Origin of the sequence: Flavobacterium sp. Root901 (assembly GCF_001429765.1) — a bacterium.
GTDB lineage: Bacteria > Bacteroidota > Bacteroidia > Flavobacteriales > Flavobacteriaceae > Flavobacterium.
Genome location: NZ_LMJB01000005.1, coordinates 248,864 through 267,582 on the forward strand (window position 1 = coordinate 248,864; position 18,719 = coordinate 267,582).

General features: G+C 31.2%; 15 protein-coding genes. 12 read left to right on the forward strand and 3 right to left on the reverse strand.

Going from position 1 to position 18,719, the window contains the following annotated elements; all coding sequences use genetic code 11:
- Positions 1 to 40 precede the first annotated feature (40 nt).
- Positions 41 to 1,120: a fatty acid desaturase family protein gene (locus tag ASE21_RS04780; RefSeq protein WP_057121438.1), complete on the reverse strand. Its 1,080-nt coding sequence runs from the start codon at positions 1,118 to 1,120 to the stop codon at positions 41 to 43.
- 103 nt (positions 1,121 to 1,223) lie between these two features.
- On the opposite strand from ASE21_RS04780, the gene ASE21_RS04785 reads away from it, so the two are divergent.
- The 12 genes from ASE21_RS04785 to rpe all read left to right on the forward strand — a co-directional run bounded on the left by ASE21_RS04785 (position 1,224) and on the right by rpe (position 15,625).
- A complete protein-coding gene (locus tag ASE21_RS04785; protein WP_057121439.1) occupies positions 1,224 to 2,183 on the forward strand; it encodes a hypothetical protein in 960 nt (319 codons plus the stop codon).
- 202 nt (positions 2,184 to 2,385) lie between these two features.
- On the forward strand, positions 2,386 to 2,778 hold the full coding sequence (locus ASE21_RS04790) for a hypothetical protein (RefSeq protein WP_057121440.1): 393 nt from the start codon (positions 2,386 to 2,388) through the stop codon (positions 2,776 to 2,778).
- Between the two features lie 304 nt (positions 2,779 to 3,082).
- A complete protein-coding gene (locus ASE21_RS04795) occupies positions 3,083 to 4,615 on the forward strand; it encodes a tetratricopeptide repeat-containing sensor histidine kinase (protein ID WP_242410223.1) in 1,533 nt (510 codons plus the stop codon).
- 1 nt (position 4,616) lies between these two features.
- Complete coding sequence (locus ASE21_RS04800) at positions 4,617 to 5,363, forward strand: LytR/AlgR family response regulator transcription factor (protein WP_057121442.1); 747 nt, start codon at positions 4,617 to 4,619, stop codon at positions 5,361 to 5,363.
- A gap of 186 nt (positions 5,364 to 5,549) precedes the next feature.
- A complete protein-coding gene (locus tag ASE21_RS04805; RefSeq protein WP_057121443.1) occupies positions 5,550 to 5,801 on the forward strand; it encodes a hypothetical protein in 252 nt (83 codons plus the stop codon).
- A 191-nt stretch (positions 5,802 to 5,992) separates the two neighbouring features.
- Positions 5,993 to 6,736 carry a hypothetical protein gene (locus ASE21_RS04810; protein WP_057121444.1) on the forward strand — a complete coding sequence of 248 codons (744 nt, stop codon included), beginning with the start codon at positions 5,993 to 5,995 and terminating at the stop codon, positions 6,734 to 6,736.
- A 5-nt stretch (positions 6,737 to 6,741) separates the two neighbouring features.
- A complete protein-coding gene (locus tag ASE21_RS04815) occupies positions 6,742 to 9,528 on the forward strand; it encodes a TonB-dependent receptor domain-containing protein (RefSeq protein ID WP_057121445.1) in 2,787 nt (928 codons plus the stop codon).
- A 19-nt stretch (positions 9,529 to 9,547) separates the two neighbouring features.
- On the forward strand, positions 9,548 to 10,711 hold the full coding sequence (locus ASE21_RS04820) for a DUF4249 domain-containing protein (protein ID WP_242410224.1): 1,164 nt from the start codon (positions 9,548 to 9,550) through the stop codon (positions 10,709 to 10,711).
- A 59-nt stretch (positions 10,712 to 10,770) separates the two neighbouring features.
- Positions 10,771 to 11,943: a DUF4249 domain-containing protein gene (locus ASE21_RS04825; RefSeq protein ID WP_057121447.1), complete on the forward strand. Its 1,173-nt coding sequence runs from the start codon at positions 10,771 to 10,773 to the stop codon at positions 11,941 to 11,943.
- Positions 11,944 to 11,957: 14 nt separating this feature from the next.
- Complete coding sequence (locus ASE21_RS04830) at positions 11,958 to 13,655, forward strand: hypothetical protein (RefSeq protein ID WP_242410225.1); 1,698 nt, start codon at positions 11,958 to 11,960, stop codon at positions 13,653 to 13,655.
- Positions 13,656 to 13,841: 186 nt separating this feature from the next.
- Positions 13,842 to 14,705, forward strand: a complete 864-nt coding sequence (locus ASE21_RS04835) for an RNA polymerase sigma factor RpoD/SigA (RefSeq protein ID WP_007804760.1) — start codon at positions 13,842 to 13,844, stop codon at positions 14,703 to 14,705.
- A gap of 257 nt (positions 14,706 to 14,962) precedes the next feature.
- Positions 14,963 to 15,625 (forward strand): ribulose-phosphate 3-epimerase, encoded by a 663-nt coding sequence (gene rpe, locus ASE21_RS04840; protein WP_057121449.1) that lies wholly within the window; start codon positions 14,963 to 14,965, stop codon positions 15,623 to 15,625.
- Here the strand turns inward: rpe and ASE21_RS04845 are convergent.
- Positions 15,602 to 16,384, reverse strand: coding sequence for a DNA/RNA non-specific endonuclease (locus tag ASE21_RS04845; protein WP_057121450.1), 783 nt, complete (start codon positions 16,382 to 16,384; stop codon positions 15,602 to 15,604). The two genes, rpe and ASE21_RS04845, sit on opposite strands and share 24 nt — an antisense overlap.
- 87 nt (positions 16,385 to 16,471) lie before the next feature.
- Positions 16,472 to 18,655 carry a carboxy terminal-processing peptidase gene (locus ASE21_RS04850; RefSeq protein ID WP_057121451.1) on the reverse strand — a complete coding sequence of 728 codons (2,184 nt, stop codon included), beginning with the start codon at positions 18,653 to 18,655 and terminating at the stop codon, positions 16,472 to 16,474.
- Positions 18,656 to 18,719: the final 64 nt, after the last annotated feature.

Genomic DNA, 18,719 nt, shown 5'->3' on the forward strand with positions numbered 1-18,719 from the left:
CATTTAGTTGAATTGGGGTTTTTAAATATACAATCAGCCATTATTTTATTTCTGGTTTTCCCATTTTATGCAGATGTTTAAAATGAGAAAACATCATTTCAAATAAAGTCTTATGATGATAAGGCTGTTTATATTCTTTTGTGGTTTCTTTAATTATTGCATTTATCTCACTATAATGGGTATGGCAGATATTAGGAAAAAGATGGTGAGCCGCATGGCAGTTAGAACCTCCGCTTAAAAACCTTGCCCAACTTTTATCTGCATTCCAGTCGCAGCTGGTGTAAAGCTGATGAACAGCCCAGGTATGTTCAAGAAATTCACCTTCTGGCTGCGGATAATCTGCTCCGTCAAAAAAATGCGTTCCAACAAGCATTATAATAAATACCATTGAAGTAAAAGCACTTCCGGTAAGATAAGTCAGAACAATAAAGGACCAGGAAAATTCAGAATACAGTATTGGAAAAACCAGCACCAAAGAAAAATAAAATATTTTGTAAAGCAGAAATCTAAAATACAATTGTACTTTAGGAACTCCCCTCTTCATCCAGTCGTATTCATTTGAAAATAAATACACCCAATCACTCATAAAAACAGAATGCAGTAAAGTGAACATATAAACAAATGGCGCATAATGAGCCTGATATTTATGTTTAGGCTTCCACGGATGCGTTGGACTTAATCTTAAAAAAGGATTTTTATCGATGTCAATATCACTTCCTTCTACATTGGCATATAAATGATGCGATCTAATATGTCTTAATCCCCATAACAACGGATCAATTCCCACAGTAAGAAAACTAAAAAAATGCAGTATTGAATTTGCTTTTTTATTTTTAAATGCTGTATTGTGAGAAGCATCATGTCCAAAACTAAATCCTATTAACAATCCAGCCAATTGGAATATTACATATAATATCCAAAATTTTATTTTATTTATGGAATCCAAAAAAAGTAAGGAATAGGATAAATAACAAACTAATGTCCAAAATATCCCTTTAGACCAAAATCTGACATCGCCAAAAGCTATATTTTTATCTTTTAGTTTTTCATGCACTCTTTGTTTTAAAGTAAGATAGAATTGTTTTTCTGCTTCTGATTTATTGAAATATTTAGCTTTCATCTATTTCTTTTTTAAAATTACAGCACAAACCTATTGTAATTATCGCATATGGATTTGCGTAAACCAATAAAAAAAAACTTTACATTTGTGATTATCGCAAATCATGAAATATCAGCAACAGCTTTTAAAAGCAATAAGAAGTAAAATTCCAAATTCGGTTTCTCTGATTGATGAAATCGCCGCGGTCTTGGAAATAAGCTACGATGCTTCTCACCGAAGAATATCTGAAAAAAGTAAATTTTCAATAGACGAAACTATCAAACTGGCCAATCATTTTAATATTTCACTGGATAATTTATTTTCCGGAAAAGAAAAAGTTATTGTCGAAAAAACAATAGAGATTGAAACATTAAAAGATATGCTTCAATACTTTAAGGCATCTGCACAGCAAGTTGAAATCCTGACAAAAAATCCACAAACAAAACTTTATTATTCGGCTAAAGATATTCCGCTGTTTTATTTTATGGATGGAACTATTTTATCAAAATTTAAAGCGTTTGTCTGGCTGAATCTTTTAAATACCAACCAGAAAAAAGTAACATTTGAAAATTTTGTAATCGAAGAATCCTTTTCAGAATATATGCAGACATTAAAAAAAGCGTATGAAACTACTACCGTAAACGAAATTTGGAACGACACAACCATAAACAGCAGTCTGCAGCAGATTCTCTATTTTTATGAAGCCGGGCTGCTAAACATAAAAAACGCAAATGCGCTCTGCAAAGATTTAAAAAGGATTATAAATTTAATACAGGAAAAATGTAACAACGATTCTAATTATGCACTTTATTACAATGAACTTATACTGCTAAACAATAATATGCTGATAGAAACTGACGAAAAACTGACAATGTTTGTGCCGTACACACTCCTCGGTTATTTTATAACAGACAATGACGAAAGCTGCAAAAATGTTCATCAGTTTTTTAAACAGCAAATTACCAACTCAATTCCTTTAGGTCAGTCTGGTATTAGAGAACAAAACCTTTTCTTTAACAGGGCGATTCGAAAAATAGATTATTATCTGGAAAAAATTAATTCTCAGGTTGATTTATTATTTTAATTAAAGCTGTTTTGTCATTCAAATCAAATCATTTACAGAACTGATTTTTTATTTTTTTGAGACTAATTTTAATATTTATACCTATCAATGGTTTAAAACAAAAAAATTAACCAAAAAAACACGACAATCCTTGTAATATCTTAAAGAAAAAAAATACCTTTAACCCACCAAAAATAAAATTATTAACCCTAAAAACCCTATTATGGACTTTAATGTCATTCAAATCACTAGAATTAACACGGTAGATTTTTCTTTTACAGATAAAGTAAATATTACTTTTCCGGTTCCTCCTTTAGCTTCAGCAAAGATTTACGAAAATAATGGAGTAAAAACATTAAAAATCTGTGCTACTGTATATATTAACTCCAAAGATTCTCAAAATCCTGTAGTTGGAACGGTAACAGAACATCTGAATACTGTCGAAATTTATTTTGATTATGACTGGGATGAAGAAACACCTGACACTTATGATGTATGGTATATTGAAATAGATTATAGTTCTGAGACTGTTGAAAACATTACTACAGTTATGTCTTATTTAAGAAATATAGATCCGGAAACATCCAGAGGTACAGAGACTTCTGTAGGTCGATAACACTTAAAAACAGATACATTACTAACATCGTTTATTGAGATAAATAAAAAATCCATTAAACGATGTTTCCTCATTATATCATCTTTTCTTTAAATCTAAATAAAAACGGGCAATGCTTATAATTAGATTTTTTTTTAATTTATTGGTTATTTGCTCTCCTTTCCTGTTGTTTTCGCAATCGTCTAACAAACAATTAAATGAAGCGCTAAAGAAAAAGGAGACTGAATTTAAAAATGAATTAAACTTTAGCAAAGCATCTAATTTTTTTATAAAAAAAAATTGGGACTCGACTTTAGTCAGTTCTATGAAACATTTAAATAGCAGTAAGAACAAAGAACTTGCAGACTATTGTCACTTTTTTAGGGGTTATAGTTTTATTGAAAAAAAATTATTTAAAGAAGCAAAATCTGAATTAAACTTAATATCTAAAAATTTTACGTTCTACCCTTTGGTTAATAAAAACCTGGGAGATGCTTCGATAGAATTAAAAGAATTTGAAAAAGCAATTACGTATTTAAAAAAAATAGAAAAACTCACTTTTTTAAACGAGCAAGGATTAAAAATAAGTCTTATTTATCAAAACTTGGGGATTTGCCATTTACATCTGAATAATTTTGCTGCCGCTGAAGAATATCTTTTTAAAAGTTTAAAAATTCTGGAAACAGAAAATGACATTGTAAATTTATTTTGCATTTATAATGATATAGCAAATCTATATTATATTCAATACAAAGATCAGCAGGCAATTCCTTATTTTGAAAAAGCTTATGATTTATCAAAAAATACACTCGATTTTGACATAAAAAGAAAAGCTTCTTTAAATATGTCTGTTGTAGAAGAAAATAAAGGCGATTTTAAGAAAGCGCTGGTTTACAGAAAAGAATCTGCCCAGTGGAAAGATTCTTTAAACAATCAAAATAAAATCTGGGCTTTGGCAGATTACGAAAAAAAATTCGCCGTAGCACAAAAACAAAAACAAATTAAAGTTCTTGAGGTAGAAAATGAGTTAAAAAACACGCAGCGAAATAGTCTGTTCTTTTCGTCTGTTGGTTTATTATTAATTTTAACAGGCGGCGTTTATTTATATGCACAAAAAGTAAAAAACGGCAAAACCATATTACGTCAAAAAAATAAACTTGACGAACTTAATGCCACAAAAGACCAGTTGTTTTCTATTGTAAGCCATGATTTACGTTCGTCTGTAAATGCATTAAAAAACAGTAATTCTAAATTGTCGGCTACGCTGGAAACAAAAAATTATGACGAATTAAACAATTTGATCCTGCAAAACAGCGGTATTGCAAATGGCACTTATAGCTTACTGGATAATTTATTACACTGGGCATTATTACAGACAAAACAATTGTATTTTAATAAAGAATCTGTTCATTTATATTCTGTGATCCAACAAATTGAATATAACTACAAGCCTTTGCTTTTAGATAAATCAATTACATTCGAAAATTCGGTTTCAAAAAATATTTTTCTGTTTGTTGATCTTGATTCTTTAAAGATTGTATTTAGAAATTTATTAGACAATGCCATTAAATTTTCAAAAGAAAATGGACAAATTACATTTTCGGCAAACGAAATTAATGCTGACTTTTGCCAGGTTATAATTCAGGACACCGGAATTGGAATGAGTAAAAATACTATTCAGGAATTGCTGCATGAAGGAGAATTGCTGGCAAAAAAAGGCAATTCGGAAATTATTGGAACTGGATTGGGTTTACAGTTATGCAAGCAGATGATAAAGAAAAATAACGGAACATTTGATATTGAAAGCGAAATCAATAAAGGAACTAAAATGATATTAACCTTCCCAAAAACAAAATGAAATGGATAATATTAATGTTTTAATTATAGAAGATACTTTAGAGCAAAGCGATGCGCTGGTAAAAGTATTACATGACAACAACTACAATGTTGCGGGAGTTGCCACAAATTATACAGATGCATTAAGACTTTTTTATGAGAAATCTGTAGATGTAATTATAATTGATGTTTTTCTGGATGGAAAACCAGACGGAATAACTTTTGCAGAATCTATTAATATAATTCCGCATGCATCTAAACCATTCGTGTTTTTAACAAGTTCTCAGGACAGACAAGTGTTTGAAAGAGCAAAACTTACAAAACCTTTTAGTTTTTTAATGAAACCTTTTAATGAACTCGAAATTTTGTATGCTATAGAAATGGCTGTCGAGAAATTTTATGAGCAAACAAATGTTTTTTTAAGTGAAGAACAAAATACAGTGATCAGTAATGATTCCTTATTTATAAAAAAGAAAAACTCATTGAAAAAGGTAAATCTGGAAGATATCTTATACATTGAAGTTGAAGAACGCTACTGTAATATTGTAACTGAGAAAGAGAAATTTATAATCCTGATTTCATTGACAAAAATCAGTGATTTGCTCGACAAGAATAAATTTATCAAAACACATCGCAATACAATCGTCAATACTGATAAAATCGAAGAAATCATTCTTGCTGATAATCTTATTATCCTTAAAGGAAATCATAAAATAAATTTGAGCGATACTTATAAAGATTTTATAAAAAAGATGAATATTTTATCCTGATAAAAACCTAAACCATACTGCTGATCCTCTTTCTTTAAAGAGGATTTTTTTATATCGCTTTGAATAAAATTTTCAAAAACATAATCATTTCTTGAACTTCATGACAAATAAAAAGGCTTTCGTGACATTTTCGCACTTTTAAGATGAGATCAAAATTACTTTTATCTCAATAAAAAGAAAATATAGATGAAGATAGCCTTAACGACACAGCCTGAAATGAGACTTTTACTGACTATAAAAAAAATAATAAACAATCCGTGGATTGGAATCGTAGTTTCTCTGGCAGTAATTATTCCCTCCTTATACAAAATTTTAGACGATGTAACAATTTTTAGATTTGAATATATTTTACTTGCCATTTCATTTCCAATTTATATTCGATCTCTAAAAAAAATATTCAATGAAATCCTTGATAATACTGACGATTTCAATGATTAAAACATAAATACACAATACCAGCTTCAATCAAGTTTTTAGTTAAAAACCCTAAATCATTATTATGATTTGGGGTTTTTGTTGTATATAAAATAAGAAATTATCACATTTTAACAAATATACGTTTTGATTATAACCTTTTTTTAATAAATTTGAAAACCCCCACAACAAATCACTAAAATCCACTGAATCCTTTGAAAAATTATCAAAAAAAGTCCGCTTTCCTCATTTTATTTGGATTATTCATAAACATTTATGTCATTCACAGTCAAACAAATAACGATGTTAATATATATAACTGGTTTGACAAGACAGTTGGCAAAAATAATCTTGATTTAAATAACGGGGTACCACACATTAATCCCTACAGATCTGTTGGAGACAGCCATTTATATCTGACTAACAAATATGAAATTGGAAAAATTGACTATGATGGCCAAAAATATTATGAGGTAAAACTTAAGTACGATATATATCGAGATATTTTAGTTTTAAATCCATACGGGGAGTCTGAAAATGTCGGTATAAACCTTAACCAAAGTAAGGTGGAAGCATTTTCAATTCAGGATAAAAATTTCATTAAAATTGATAAAAAAAGTGAAACTGTTGCGGAATTTACTCCCGGCTATTATGAAGAAAGTAAAATCACAGAAGACTTTACTTTCTATATAAAGTATCATAAAGACATCCAAAAAACTGTTTCTGAAAATGGTATATTATATTCTTTTAAAGAGAATAATACATTCTTTATTAATCTGAAAAACAATATTTATTTGATAAGAGGAAAGAGCGATATCGTAAAATTATTTCCAGATCAGAAAAAACAAATCAATGGGTTTTATTTAATGAATAGAGAACTGCAAAAGTCTGATTTAAATCAATTCATGAAAAATTTAATGAAATACATTTCTAATTCTCTTGCAATCAAAACCAATTAAGACAAATGAAAAAAATTTTACTCGCCTTTGTTATTTTATTCTCATTTCAATTGTCTGTTGCACAAAATTCTAATGAGAAATTCTCTATCACCTTTAAAGATGAAACTTTAGAAAATGCAATAAAACGGATTGAAGCATCGACATCATACAAATTTTATTTTGATCCAACCTGGGTTAATTCTAATAAAGAATTAGTTTCGGGAACTTATACTGATGCAAAAATTGACGATGTCCTTAATTCACTTTTAAGCAAAACCGACCTGAATTATATTGTTCTTAAAAACAAAGTAATTTTAACCCTGAACAGTACAATTCACAACACGCTGCCCTCTAATTATTTTAGTGATGCACCGGCAGAATCGAATCAAAATACCGGCAATGATCATTCAGACAATCCTGTATTCTATCAACAATATGATTCCTTAAACAGCTATAGTGTAACAAAAAAAGCTTCGATTGTTTTTATTGGAAAAGAAAATAAAGATGCTGTTAAAAGAAGTTATACGGTTTCTGGTACCATTAGAAATGAAGAAACAGGAAAAGCAGAACCTAATATTTATATTAAAGTAAGAGGTAAAAATATTAATACTTCTACTGATCCTGATGGAAATTATAGTTTGATACTTCCACGCGGAATAAACGTAATTGAAGTAAAATCTTTGAGTCACAAAGAAGTCGTGAGAACTTTGATGGTGTATGATGATGGAAAATTTGACATTGGCATCAATGAAAGATCAAATCAGTTAGACGAAGTTGTCATTAAAAAGAAAGGACAAAAAACAACCGAAACAACCGTTTCAGGCTTAGTATCTATTGATATTGAAGGAATTAAAAATGTGCCCTTAATTCTTGGAGAAAGAGATATTTTGAAAGTTGCCACAACATTTCCGGGTATTAAAACGACCGGTGAAGGATCTGCAGGATTTAATGTTCGAGGCGGAAAAGACGATCAAAACCTTATTCTTTTAGATAATGCTGTTTTGTATAATCCGCAGCACTTTTTAGGTTTTTTCTCGGCCATAAATCCTTACACCGCAAAAAAAGCCGACATTTATAAAGGAAGTATTCCGGCAGATTTTGGAGGAAGATTATCATCTGTATTTGATATCACTACAAAAAATGGAAATCCGGAAAAATTCTCAGGCGAAGGAGCAATCGGACCAATTACTTCAAACTTAACGCTTAGTCTTCCAATTGAAAAAAACAAATCAAGCATTATTTTTGGAGGTCGCGCCACTTATTCTGACTGGATCTTAAAAAGTCTTGATGATGAAAGTTTAAAAAACAGTCAAGCAGGATTTTATGACGGAATCCTTAAATATAACAATGCAATTAATGCAAATAACAATCTTGAAGCAACAGTGTATTACAGCCATGACCGTTTTAGCTTAAGTTCAGATTCAATTTACAAATACAGCAATAGACTTGCTTCTTTAAAATGGGATCATACTTTTAGCAAAAAGAGTAAGGCCGCTTTAATTTTTACCAACAGCGAATACAAATTCAATATTGATTATGATTCAAATGATATTAATGCATTTGATTTTGGATACAAAGTAAACGAATCACAATTGCAGTTAAAACTGAATTATCAGCTTAACCCAAAACATACTTTATCTTACGGAATTGCCAGCAAATTATACAACATTTCGCCGGGTTATCAGCATCCAAAAAAGCCTGAAGCTACTTTAATTTCGACCGACATTGAAAAAGAAAGAGCCCTCGAATCTGCTGTTTATTTAGCAGACAGTTACAAGTTTAGCGATAAATTATTAATTGATCTGGGATTAAGATATTCATTTTATGCTTCTTTAGGAGAAGCAAATGTAAACTCTTATGAAGCCGGTTTGCCTTTGAGTGATGAAACTGTAACCGGATCAACACATTATGGCAAAAACGAAGTTATAAAAACCTATGGAGGTCTTGAGCCACGCTTAGCAGCACGTTATTTTATTACCGAAGATTTTTCAATAAAGGCAGGTTATGATGTTACGCGCCAGTATATTCACCTATTATCAAGTAACGTTACACAATCACCAACAGATACCTGGAAATTATCAGATTCTAATGTAAAACCTCAAACAGCGCAGCAAGTTTCTTTGGGGCTTTTTAAAACATTAAACGACGAAGAATATGAAGTCAGCCTTGAAGGATATTACAAAAAATCTAAAAATATTCTGGATTATAAAGTTGGAGCCCAGCTTTTATTAAATCAAAATGTTGAAACTGAATTGCTGCAAGGTGAAGGAAAAGCTTACGGAGTTGAATTATTATTAAAGAAAACTACCGGCAGATTAAACGGCTGGATTGGTTATACTTATTCTCGCACTTTCATTAAACTTGATAGTCAGTTTAGTTCTGAAATTGTAAATAACGGTAACTATTTCCCGGCAAATTTTGACAAACCTCATGACTTAAGTGCGATTTTAAATTATAGATTTACAAAGCGTTATAGTTTATCTTCTAATTTCTTATATCAAACAGGAAGACCTATTACGTATCCAATTGGAACATTTCAATACGGAAATTCGCAGTATACGCTTTATAGCGACAGAAATGCTTATAGAATTCCAGATTACATCCGTTTAGACATTGGTCTTAATATCGAAGGGAATCATAAAATTAAAAAGTTAGCGCATAGTTTCTGGAACATTTCAGTTTACAATGTTTTAGGAAGAAATAATCCATATTCAATTTATTTTGTAACAGATCAAAATGGAAAAGTAAAAGGATACAAAACGTCAATTTTCTCAATTCCAGTTCCAAGTATTACTTATAATTTTAAATTTTAAGAAAATGAAAAATTATAAAATGAATAGCATATTTGTATTCTTTACAGCTTTCATAGTAAATAGCTGTACAGAAACATATCCGCTATTAACCAATACTTATGAAGAAGCTTTAGTTGTAGAAGCCACTATAACTAATGAATTGAAGAATCAGGAAATTAAACTTACTAAAAGTGCCCGATTCGAAGATGAAGGTTATCAGCAGGAAAGTGGTGCAGAAGTTTATATAACGGACAATTCCGGAATCAGATATGATTTTGATGAACAATCTGATAAATATGTTTCAAGAACAGTATTTCAAGCTATACCTGGAACTCAATATCAATTACATATTAATACCAAAGATGGCAGATCTTTTGAATCATCTCCAGAAATACTCTCTACAGTAACCCCAATGCAAAGCGTTAAAGCTGCTGTAGAAACAAATAATGATGGTCAAAGAGGAGTTGGCATTAGGATAAATAGTTTTGATCCCAACGCTAAATCGCATTATTATAGATATGAATATGAAGAAACATATAAAGTTGTAGCGCCAAAATGGGTTCAGACGAAAGCAGTTGTTGATGCAAACGGAACGCTGACTTTTGTCCAAAATGACCCTAATACAAGGATTTGTTATGGAAATAAAAAAAGTACAAATCTTCTTTTACTTAGCACTAATGATTTAAAAGAAGATCGTGTTGATTATCTCGTTCGTTTTATAAGCGATCAGGATTACATAATCACAACCCGATACAGTATACTGGTAAAACAATATGTCGAAAGTTTAGCCGCATTTAACTACTACAGCACATTAAAAAAAATATCCGGAAATGGAAGCGTCTTATCTCCCACACAGCCCGGAATTGTATTAGGTAATTTGAAATCTACAAAAAACCCGAGTAATAAAATCGTTGGATATTTTGATGTGGCTTCAGTATCAATAGAAAGAATCTATTTTAATTATGAAGATTTATTTTCAGGAGAGGCGCCGCCTCCATTTTATACAGACTGTAAGGAATTTTGTTATGCTGACTATCCCTTCAATCCTGATCCATGTACACACGCTCCTCCTTTTATAGATGACGTAATGTTAGGCACAGTTAACTTTTATTTAAATTCAAGATTTAGTTATTGGGTATACGCACCGTGTGGAGATTGTACCACAATTGCATCAAATGTAAAACCAACATTTTGGGTCGATTAATATAAATTTAAAAAACGAAATAGCTTCTTCAAAACAAGAAATACTATTTAAACAATATCATGAATATATCTTTCAATAAAATAGCAATTATATTACTCATCTGCTTTTTCGCTAATGGCTGTACTGAAACTTATCCGCTGCTTACCAATACTTACGAGGAAGCAATAGTCGTTGAGGCCAATTTAACTAACGAACTCAAAATTCAGCAAATTAAAATAACAAAAACTGCCCGATTCGAAGACAAATCAATTCAGGTAGAAAGCGGCGCACAAGTAGTTGTAAAAGACAATCAAAATAATTCGTATTTATTTCAGGAAGGTGCTGGTGTATATGTATCACAAACTGCATTTCAAATTTTACCAGAGAGACAATACACTTTAGAAATTAAAACCAAAGACGGAAAAGTATATGAATCGAGTCCTGAAACCCTTACAGCAGTAAATCCAATTCAAAGCATAGTTCCATCTGTTGTAACAAACAAGGACAATCAAACCGGGATTCAAATTAATGTTAACAGCTACGATCCTAACAAAACATCAAAATATTATCGTTTTGAATATGAAGAAAGTTATAAAATTATAGCACCAAGGTGGTCATTATCTAAATTGGTAGTAACCGGGCCTCAATCTGTAGCACTTATACCTAATTCTTCAAATACCAGAACTTGTTATGCTACGAAAAGCTCAACCGATATCATTTTATTAAATACAAATGAGCTGGGGGAAGATCGTGTAAATCTGCCAATTCGATTTATAGAAGAAGACAATTATATCATTGGGCATCGGTACAGTATTTTAGTTAAGCAGTATGTTGAAAATTTAGCTGCTTACAATTTTCATAAAACTATGAGAGACATTGCCAGTTCATCGAGTGTTTTGTCTCCTAAACAACCAGGGGTACTTTCTGGAAACATAAAATGCATTAGCGATTCTGACACAAAAGTTATAGGCTTTTTTGATGTAACATCTGTATCAGAAAAAAGAATCTTTTTTAATTATAATGATTTTTTCCCTGGAAAACCTGCTCCATATTTTAATACCTGCGAAGATATTCCTTTCTTATTTTGTTTTGCTGGAGAAGATTGCAGTGGAGAATCTATGATTTATAATGTTGAACAAAATTTAATGACTTATATCTCTAATGCCGGCACAAACTACATTTTAGTAGATGCCGTATGCGGAGACTGTACCTCATTTTCATCTAACGTAAAACCTTCATTTTGGATAGACTAAAACACATATTTTTATTGTTTGTATTAATTAATACACAATTAAGCAGATCACAACAAACTATCGCTGTAGATGAAACTGTTTTCATTCATACAAATGCGACAACACTGGTTTCCGGTGAAACTTTGCTGTACAAAATTTACTGTTTAAAATCAACTGACAAAACTCCAAGTAACATTAGTAAGGTTGCTTATGTAGAATTGGTCGATGATACTAAAAAATCAGTTTTTAAGACAAAAATTTCTTTGGAGAATGCAAGTGGTCAAGGCGATTATTTTATTCCGACAACTTTAAAAACCGGAAGTTATAAACTAATTGGCTATACAAACTGGATGCTGAACAAGCCTTTAAATGAGTCATTTCAGTTGAATATCAATATTGTAAATCCGTATAAAGTTGATGAAAAAACTGTTGCTGCAAACATTTTAGCAAATGGGTCAACTAGTGACGAAAATCTAACAAACGAAAATATTGCACTTAAACTCAACAAAAAAACATTCTCAAACCGCGAATTTGTTGACTTAAAAATTCAGTCGTCAAATGCCAATTTAACTGACGGAACGTATTCACTTTCTGTTAGAAAATTAGATAATATTCCTGCTCAGAGCCAAATTTCAGCAGTAAAATTTGCGGCAAATCCGTCTTATCCTATTGTATTAGATTTACAAAAACAAGATCAAAAAATAATCCTCCCGGAACTTCGAGGCGAAATTATTTCAGGAAAAATCACTGCAAAAAATAATAGTGATAAGGTCGATAACATTTCAGTTGGATTGTCTATTCCAGGAAAATCATTTGCATTTGAAGTTGTAAAAACGGATCAAAACGGAAACTTTATTTTTAACGTAAACAAAATATTTTACACATCTAATATCGTTATTCAAATTATTGATGAGAAAGCAAACAATTATGATGTTGCTGTAAATAATTCACCAGAAATCGATTACTCTCAAATATCTTTTGAGAAAGATTCAAAATTGTCTTATACTTTTAAGGAAAGTCTTTTAGAAAGATCAATTTCAAGTCAGGTTGAAAATGCGTATTATCATAAAAAAGTAGACAACGTAGAAAAGGCTCCTGCATCAGAATCTTTTTATTATCCAATTGCAAAAGAATATATTTTGGATGATTTTACCCGATTTAAAACTTTAAAAGAAACCATAACCGAAGTTGCTGTAGAAATATATTCTAAACAAAAAGATGATAAATTTTATCTGCATGTTAACGACCCAAGTATTTTCCCGCAGCTTCCGGAACCGGCACTTGTCCTGGTTGACGGATTATATATAGAAAACCAAAATGATCTGCAGAATTATAACATGAAAAATGTATACAAAATTGAACTTATTGTAGGCAGATATTATGTTGGTTCTAAATCCTTTAATGGTTTAATTAGCTTTACAACATTCGACAGAGATTTCAAAAGTACGCAAACAGGATCTTTTATTGCAAAACCAACTGTTTTAAGACCGCAGCCAAAAAAGATATATAATAAGGTAAAATATGAAAATACTACAGACAATCAAAGAATACCTGATTTTAGAAATCAATTATTATGGAATCCGGATGTTCAGTTAAACAATGATTCTGAAACCTCTTTTTACACTTCTGATCTCTCTGGCACTTTTGAAATAAGACTTGAAGGCTTCACAAAAAATGGAATTCCTGTTTCTGTTAAAGAGAATCTTGAAGTTCAAAATACTGCTGCAAATTAAAAAAGTAAAAAAAATTTTAAATAAATATTTTTTAACAAAATTGATAACTCACTCAAAACCTGTCTGTTTAAGACAGGTTTTTTTACTTTTAAAAAAAAGCAAATTATTTTTGATACAATTTGTAACTTTTTTGATACTTGATACGTATAACTACTTGGACACTTAAAAATTGAGGAGACAAATAACATGAGACAACTTAAAATCACCAAGCAGGTAACCAATCGTGAAACTGCATCGTTAGATAAATATCTACAAGAAATCGGAAAAGTTGACCTGATTACCGCTGATGAAGAGGTAGAATTAGCACAAAGAATAAAGGCTGGTGATCAAAGAGCTTTAGAAAAATTAACAAAAGCCAACCTACGTTTCGTTGTATCGGTTGCTAAACAATATCAAAATCAAGGATTAACTCTTCCTGATTTAATTAATGAAGGAAATTTAGGTCTTATTAAAGCTGCACAGCGTTTTGATGAAACCCGTGGTTTTAAATTCATTTCTTATGCCGTATGGTGGATTCGTCAATCGATCCTTCAGGCTCTTGCAGAGCAATCACGTATTGTTCGTTTACCATTAAACAAAATTGGTTCTATCAATAAAATCAACAAAATGTATGCCTTATTAGAGCAGTCTAATGAGCGTCCGCCTTCTGCTGAAGAAATTGCAAAAGAACTTGATATGACTGTAAATGACGTAAAAGAGTCTATGAAAAACTCTGGTCGTCACTTATCAATGGATGCACCTCTTGTTGAAGGTGAAGATTCTAACCTTTACGACGTTTTACGTTCTGGAGAATCTCCAAACCCGGACAGAGAGTTAATTCATGAATCATTACGTACTGAAATTGAGCGTTCATTAGAGACATTAACTCCAAGAGAGGCAGATGTGGTTCGTTTATATTTTGGTCTTGGCGATCAGCATCCAATGACTTTAGAGGAAATTGGAGAAACTTTCGACTTAACTCGTGAGCGTGTTCGTCAGATTAAAGAAAAAGCAATCCGTAGATTGAAACACACTTCAAGAAGTAAAATCCTTAAAACTTATTTAGGATAACAATATTAAATTTCAATATTGAAATTCCAAATTCCAATAAAAATTGGGATTTGGGTTTTATAATTTGGAATTTTACCCCAAACAACAGTTTGATTGACTGTTCGTTTTTTGATTGATGATTGAAACTCCGGCTGATTACCGGAGTTTTTTATTTTCTTTACACTTTGTTTTTTTGTAGCCTTAGTGTAAATCCATGCGCACTTTGCGGTTAAATTTCAACGCAAAAAATTTATCTTTGTAAAAAACACCACTACACAATGAAAAATACCTTTATAGCTCCTTCTGTTCTTGCTGCAGATTTTGCTAATCTACAACGCGATATTGAAATGATTAATAACAGTCAGGCTGATTGGTTTCATATTGATATCATGGATGGAGTTTTTGTTCCGAATATTTCCTTTGGTATGCCGGTTTTAGAAGCTATTTCAAAACATGCAAACAAGTATATTGATGTACATTTAATGATTATTGACCCGGATCGATATATTAAAACCTTTGCCGATTTAGGAGCGAATGGCTTAACAGTACACTACGAAGCTTGTACACATTTGCACAGAACACTACAGGCCATCAAGGCTGAAGGAATGAAAACAGGAGTTGCGATTAATCCGCATACTAATATTGATTTATTAGAAGATGTAATAAATGATATTGATTTAGTTTGTGTTATGAGTGTTAATCCTGGGTTTGGCGGACAATCTTTTATTGAGAATACTTATCATAAAATTAAAAAGCTAAAAGCATTAATTACGCGCAAAAATGCAGCAACACTTATCGAAATTGACGGCGGTGTAACAAACAAAAATGCGAAACAATTAGTAGAGGCCGGAGCAGACGTTTTAGTAGCCGGAAGCTTTGTTTTTAAAGCTGAAAACCCAACGCAGACAATTGCCGATTTAAAAGTCCTTACTGCTTTTTAAGTTTTTTAAATTTGGGAAGAAGTCAATACCAGTCATTTTTTCTAAAGTTTCAATAGGAACTACAAAATCATAAATTGGTTTGTCACTGTCTTCATTAGGAACTAAAAAAGCAATTGCTTTGTGTTCCTTTCCGGATTTAGCCAATACAATTTTATAAAAATATTTAGGAACAGAAACTTTTTCTGTTCCTATTTTTTTATCTGAATCTTTTAAAACACCGCCTGTCACGACATATACATCATTGTATTTTTCAGCCCAATAACGTGTTTTTTGTTCTATTCTATTCCAGATTCCGCTATTAAATTCATGTTTTTGAGGTGAAATATTCGAAGTGTAAAATGTATCATTATAAGCATCCTTACTAAACTCCATATCTCCGGCAGGGCAAAGATGTCCTTTATCATAACCGGATTTTTTATAGTTTCTCCAGTCTGCAGAACCAGTCGTTACTTTTGGATCTTCAATAAAATAAGGACGTTTGTAATTTCTGTTTTTCAGGTATTCTTTCTTTAATTCATAAGCAACCCATTCAGCCTGTTCAAACTTTTCATTGTAAGAAAGTGTATAATAGGTATGTTTCACTATTTGGTTTGTCGTAGAAGTAGGCTGATATGAAATGGAATATAAAGATCCTGAATTATTATTTTGATCTGAAACAAAAGAATTTTGTTCCTGTACAATTTCTGTCTTTATTCCATTTTCTTTTTTACAAGAAATCAATACTAATCCCAACAAACTGCAAACCAGAATTTTTTTCATAAATATTATTTTGCTTTTAAATTAAAAAAAACGCTTCATAAATTACTTTAAGAAGCGTTTTTGATAACAAATTAAATGTTTAAATTTTTAAGATTTAACCAATTTATCTTTTTTCATTTTAGGAGAAACGCCGGCTTTTACTAAAGATTTAGACTGTAAATCATCTAAAACATTTAAAGCTTCTTCAACGTAAACATCTTTAGATAATGCCTGATGCCAAGCTTCTCTTTTTTCTTTTAATGTTGCATCGTTATTCATCTCAACCTCTTCATAAGGCAATGATTTAAAAACCAAATTGTTTTTGTAATCTGAAATTGGTTTGTATTTTTTACCTTCATTTTCAACCTGTTCCTGAGTTTGTTTAAAACTATTGATGTTCAGGCTGTATGTGTTCTCTTTATTTTTAACGTCGATCCATTTTGCATTGTCCTCAATTAATTTAAATTGAGTGCTTTGTGCAATTCTGTTTCTGCTTTTTTCAATTGCTTTGCTGAAATTTTCATTAGAAGTCCAAGTGCTGTAATCAGCAGGATCAATTTTATCCCAAGGCATTGCATTATCAATGTCACGCTCACCCATTTTAAGATATGCATAACGATCCGGCATTACCACATCACTGTGAACACCTTCTAATTGCGTAGAACCTCCGTTAATTCTGTAGAATTTTTGACCTGTAATTTTCAAAGCTCCTAAATCTCCATAATTTGCATTACGAACAAATTGGTTCAAATCAAGTACATTCTGCACTGTTCCTTTACCATAAGTTTGTTTACTTCCGATAATTACACCTCTTTTGTAATCCTGAATTGCAGCCGCTAAAATTTCAGAAGCCGAAGCAGAGAAACTGTTAACCATAATTACTAATGGTCCGTCCCACTCTATCTTTTTATCTTTATCATATAAAACTTCTTTCTTTTTGCCCGCAGATTTCACCTGAACAATTGGTCCTTCTTCAATAAATAAACCTGCAATATCAACAACAGTAGAAAGCGATCCTCCACCATCATCACGAACGTCAAGAACAATACCGTTTACATTTTCCTTTTTCAGTCTTTCAACTTCAAGAGCAATATCTTTTCCGGCATCACGACCATCTTTATTTTCAAAATCAATGTAAAATTTAGGAAGATAGATCACACCGTATTTTAATCCGTTTTTCTCAACTATACTAGATTTTGCATAAGTTTCTTCAATTTCAACAACATCTCTGATAATTGAAATTACTTTAATACTTCCGTCAACTTTTTTAACCGTAAGTTTAACTTCTGTTCCTTTATGGCCTTTGATTTTTTTCACAACATCATCAAGACGCATTCCAACAACATCTACCGGCTCTTCATTTCCCTGAGCAACTTTCAAGATTAAATCTCCTGCTTCTAACTGTTTTCCTTTCCATGCTGGACCACCAGAAATCAATTCATCAATTGCAGTAAAATCATTTTTCTTTGTTAAACGAGCTCCGATTCCTTCCAGTTTTCCGCTGATGTTTACATCAAAACGATCCTTTTCTTCTGGAGCAAAATAACTTGTATGCGGATCAAAACGAGCCATAATTGAATTCAGATACACTGAAAACCAGTAATCTTTATTCAAATCTTTAATTACACTAAAGTTATCATCTAATGATTTTAATGAACTTTCGCGAGTTTCTTTTTCTAAAGATTCAAAAGATTTTTCCTGATAAGAAGGATCTTTTTTCTTTTTCTCTTCTTCAATTTTTTGTTTTGTTACAAGCGAAGAAAGTGTAGATAACTTAATTTGTTTTCTCCATCTTTCATTAATTTCAGTCAAATTTTTTGCATACGGAATATGCTCATAATCCGCATTAAAAGTCTCATCAGTTGTATAATTAAAAGGCTGGGCTAAAATTGTTTTGTAACGTTTTTTGCTCTCTTCCATTCTTTTCATCAATCTTGTATAAGTCAAATTAAAGAATGTTAAGTCTTTATTCAAAAACTGGTCATCCAGCATTAACTCATATTGCTTAAATTCATCAATATCAGACTGCAGGAAAAATCGTTTCGAAGGGTCTAATGCTTCGATATAATCTTTAAAAATACCTTTTGAAAATTCGTCATTAATTTCGGCCGGACTATAATGTCCTTTTTCAATAACGAACGCCAGTAATTCTAAAAGTGTCTTGTCTTTATTTGGATCCGGATCATCATTCTTGTCAGCATTTATCTTAAAAGCAAACAGGGTCAAAGACAAGCATAATACGGCTATAAGTATTTTATAATTTCTTTTCATAAACTTAATAATAGCATTCATCAAATTTTTTAATCTAAGTTACGGTAAAAACTATGCCAACATGCCAAGATCAGTATAATTTTTT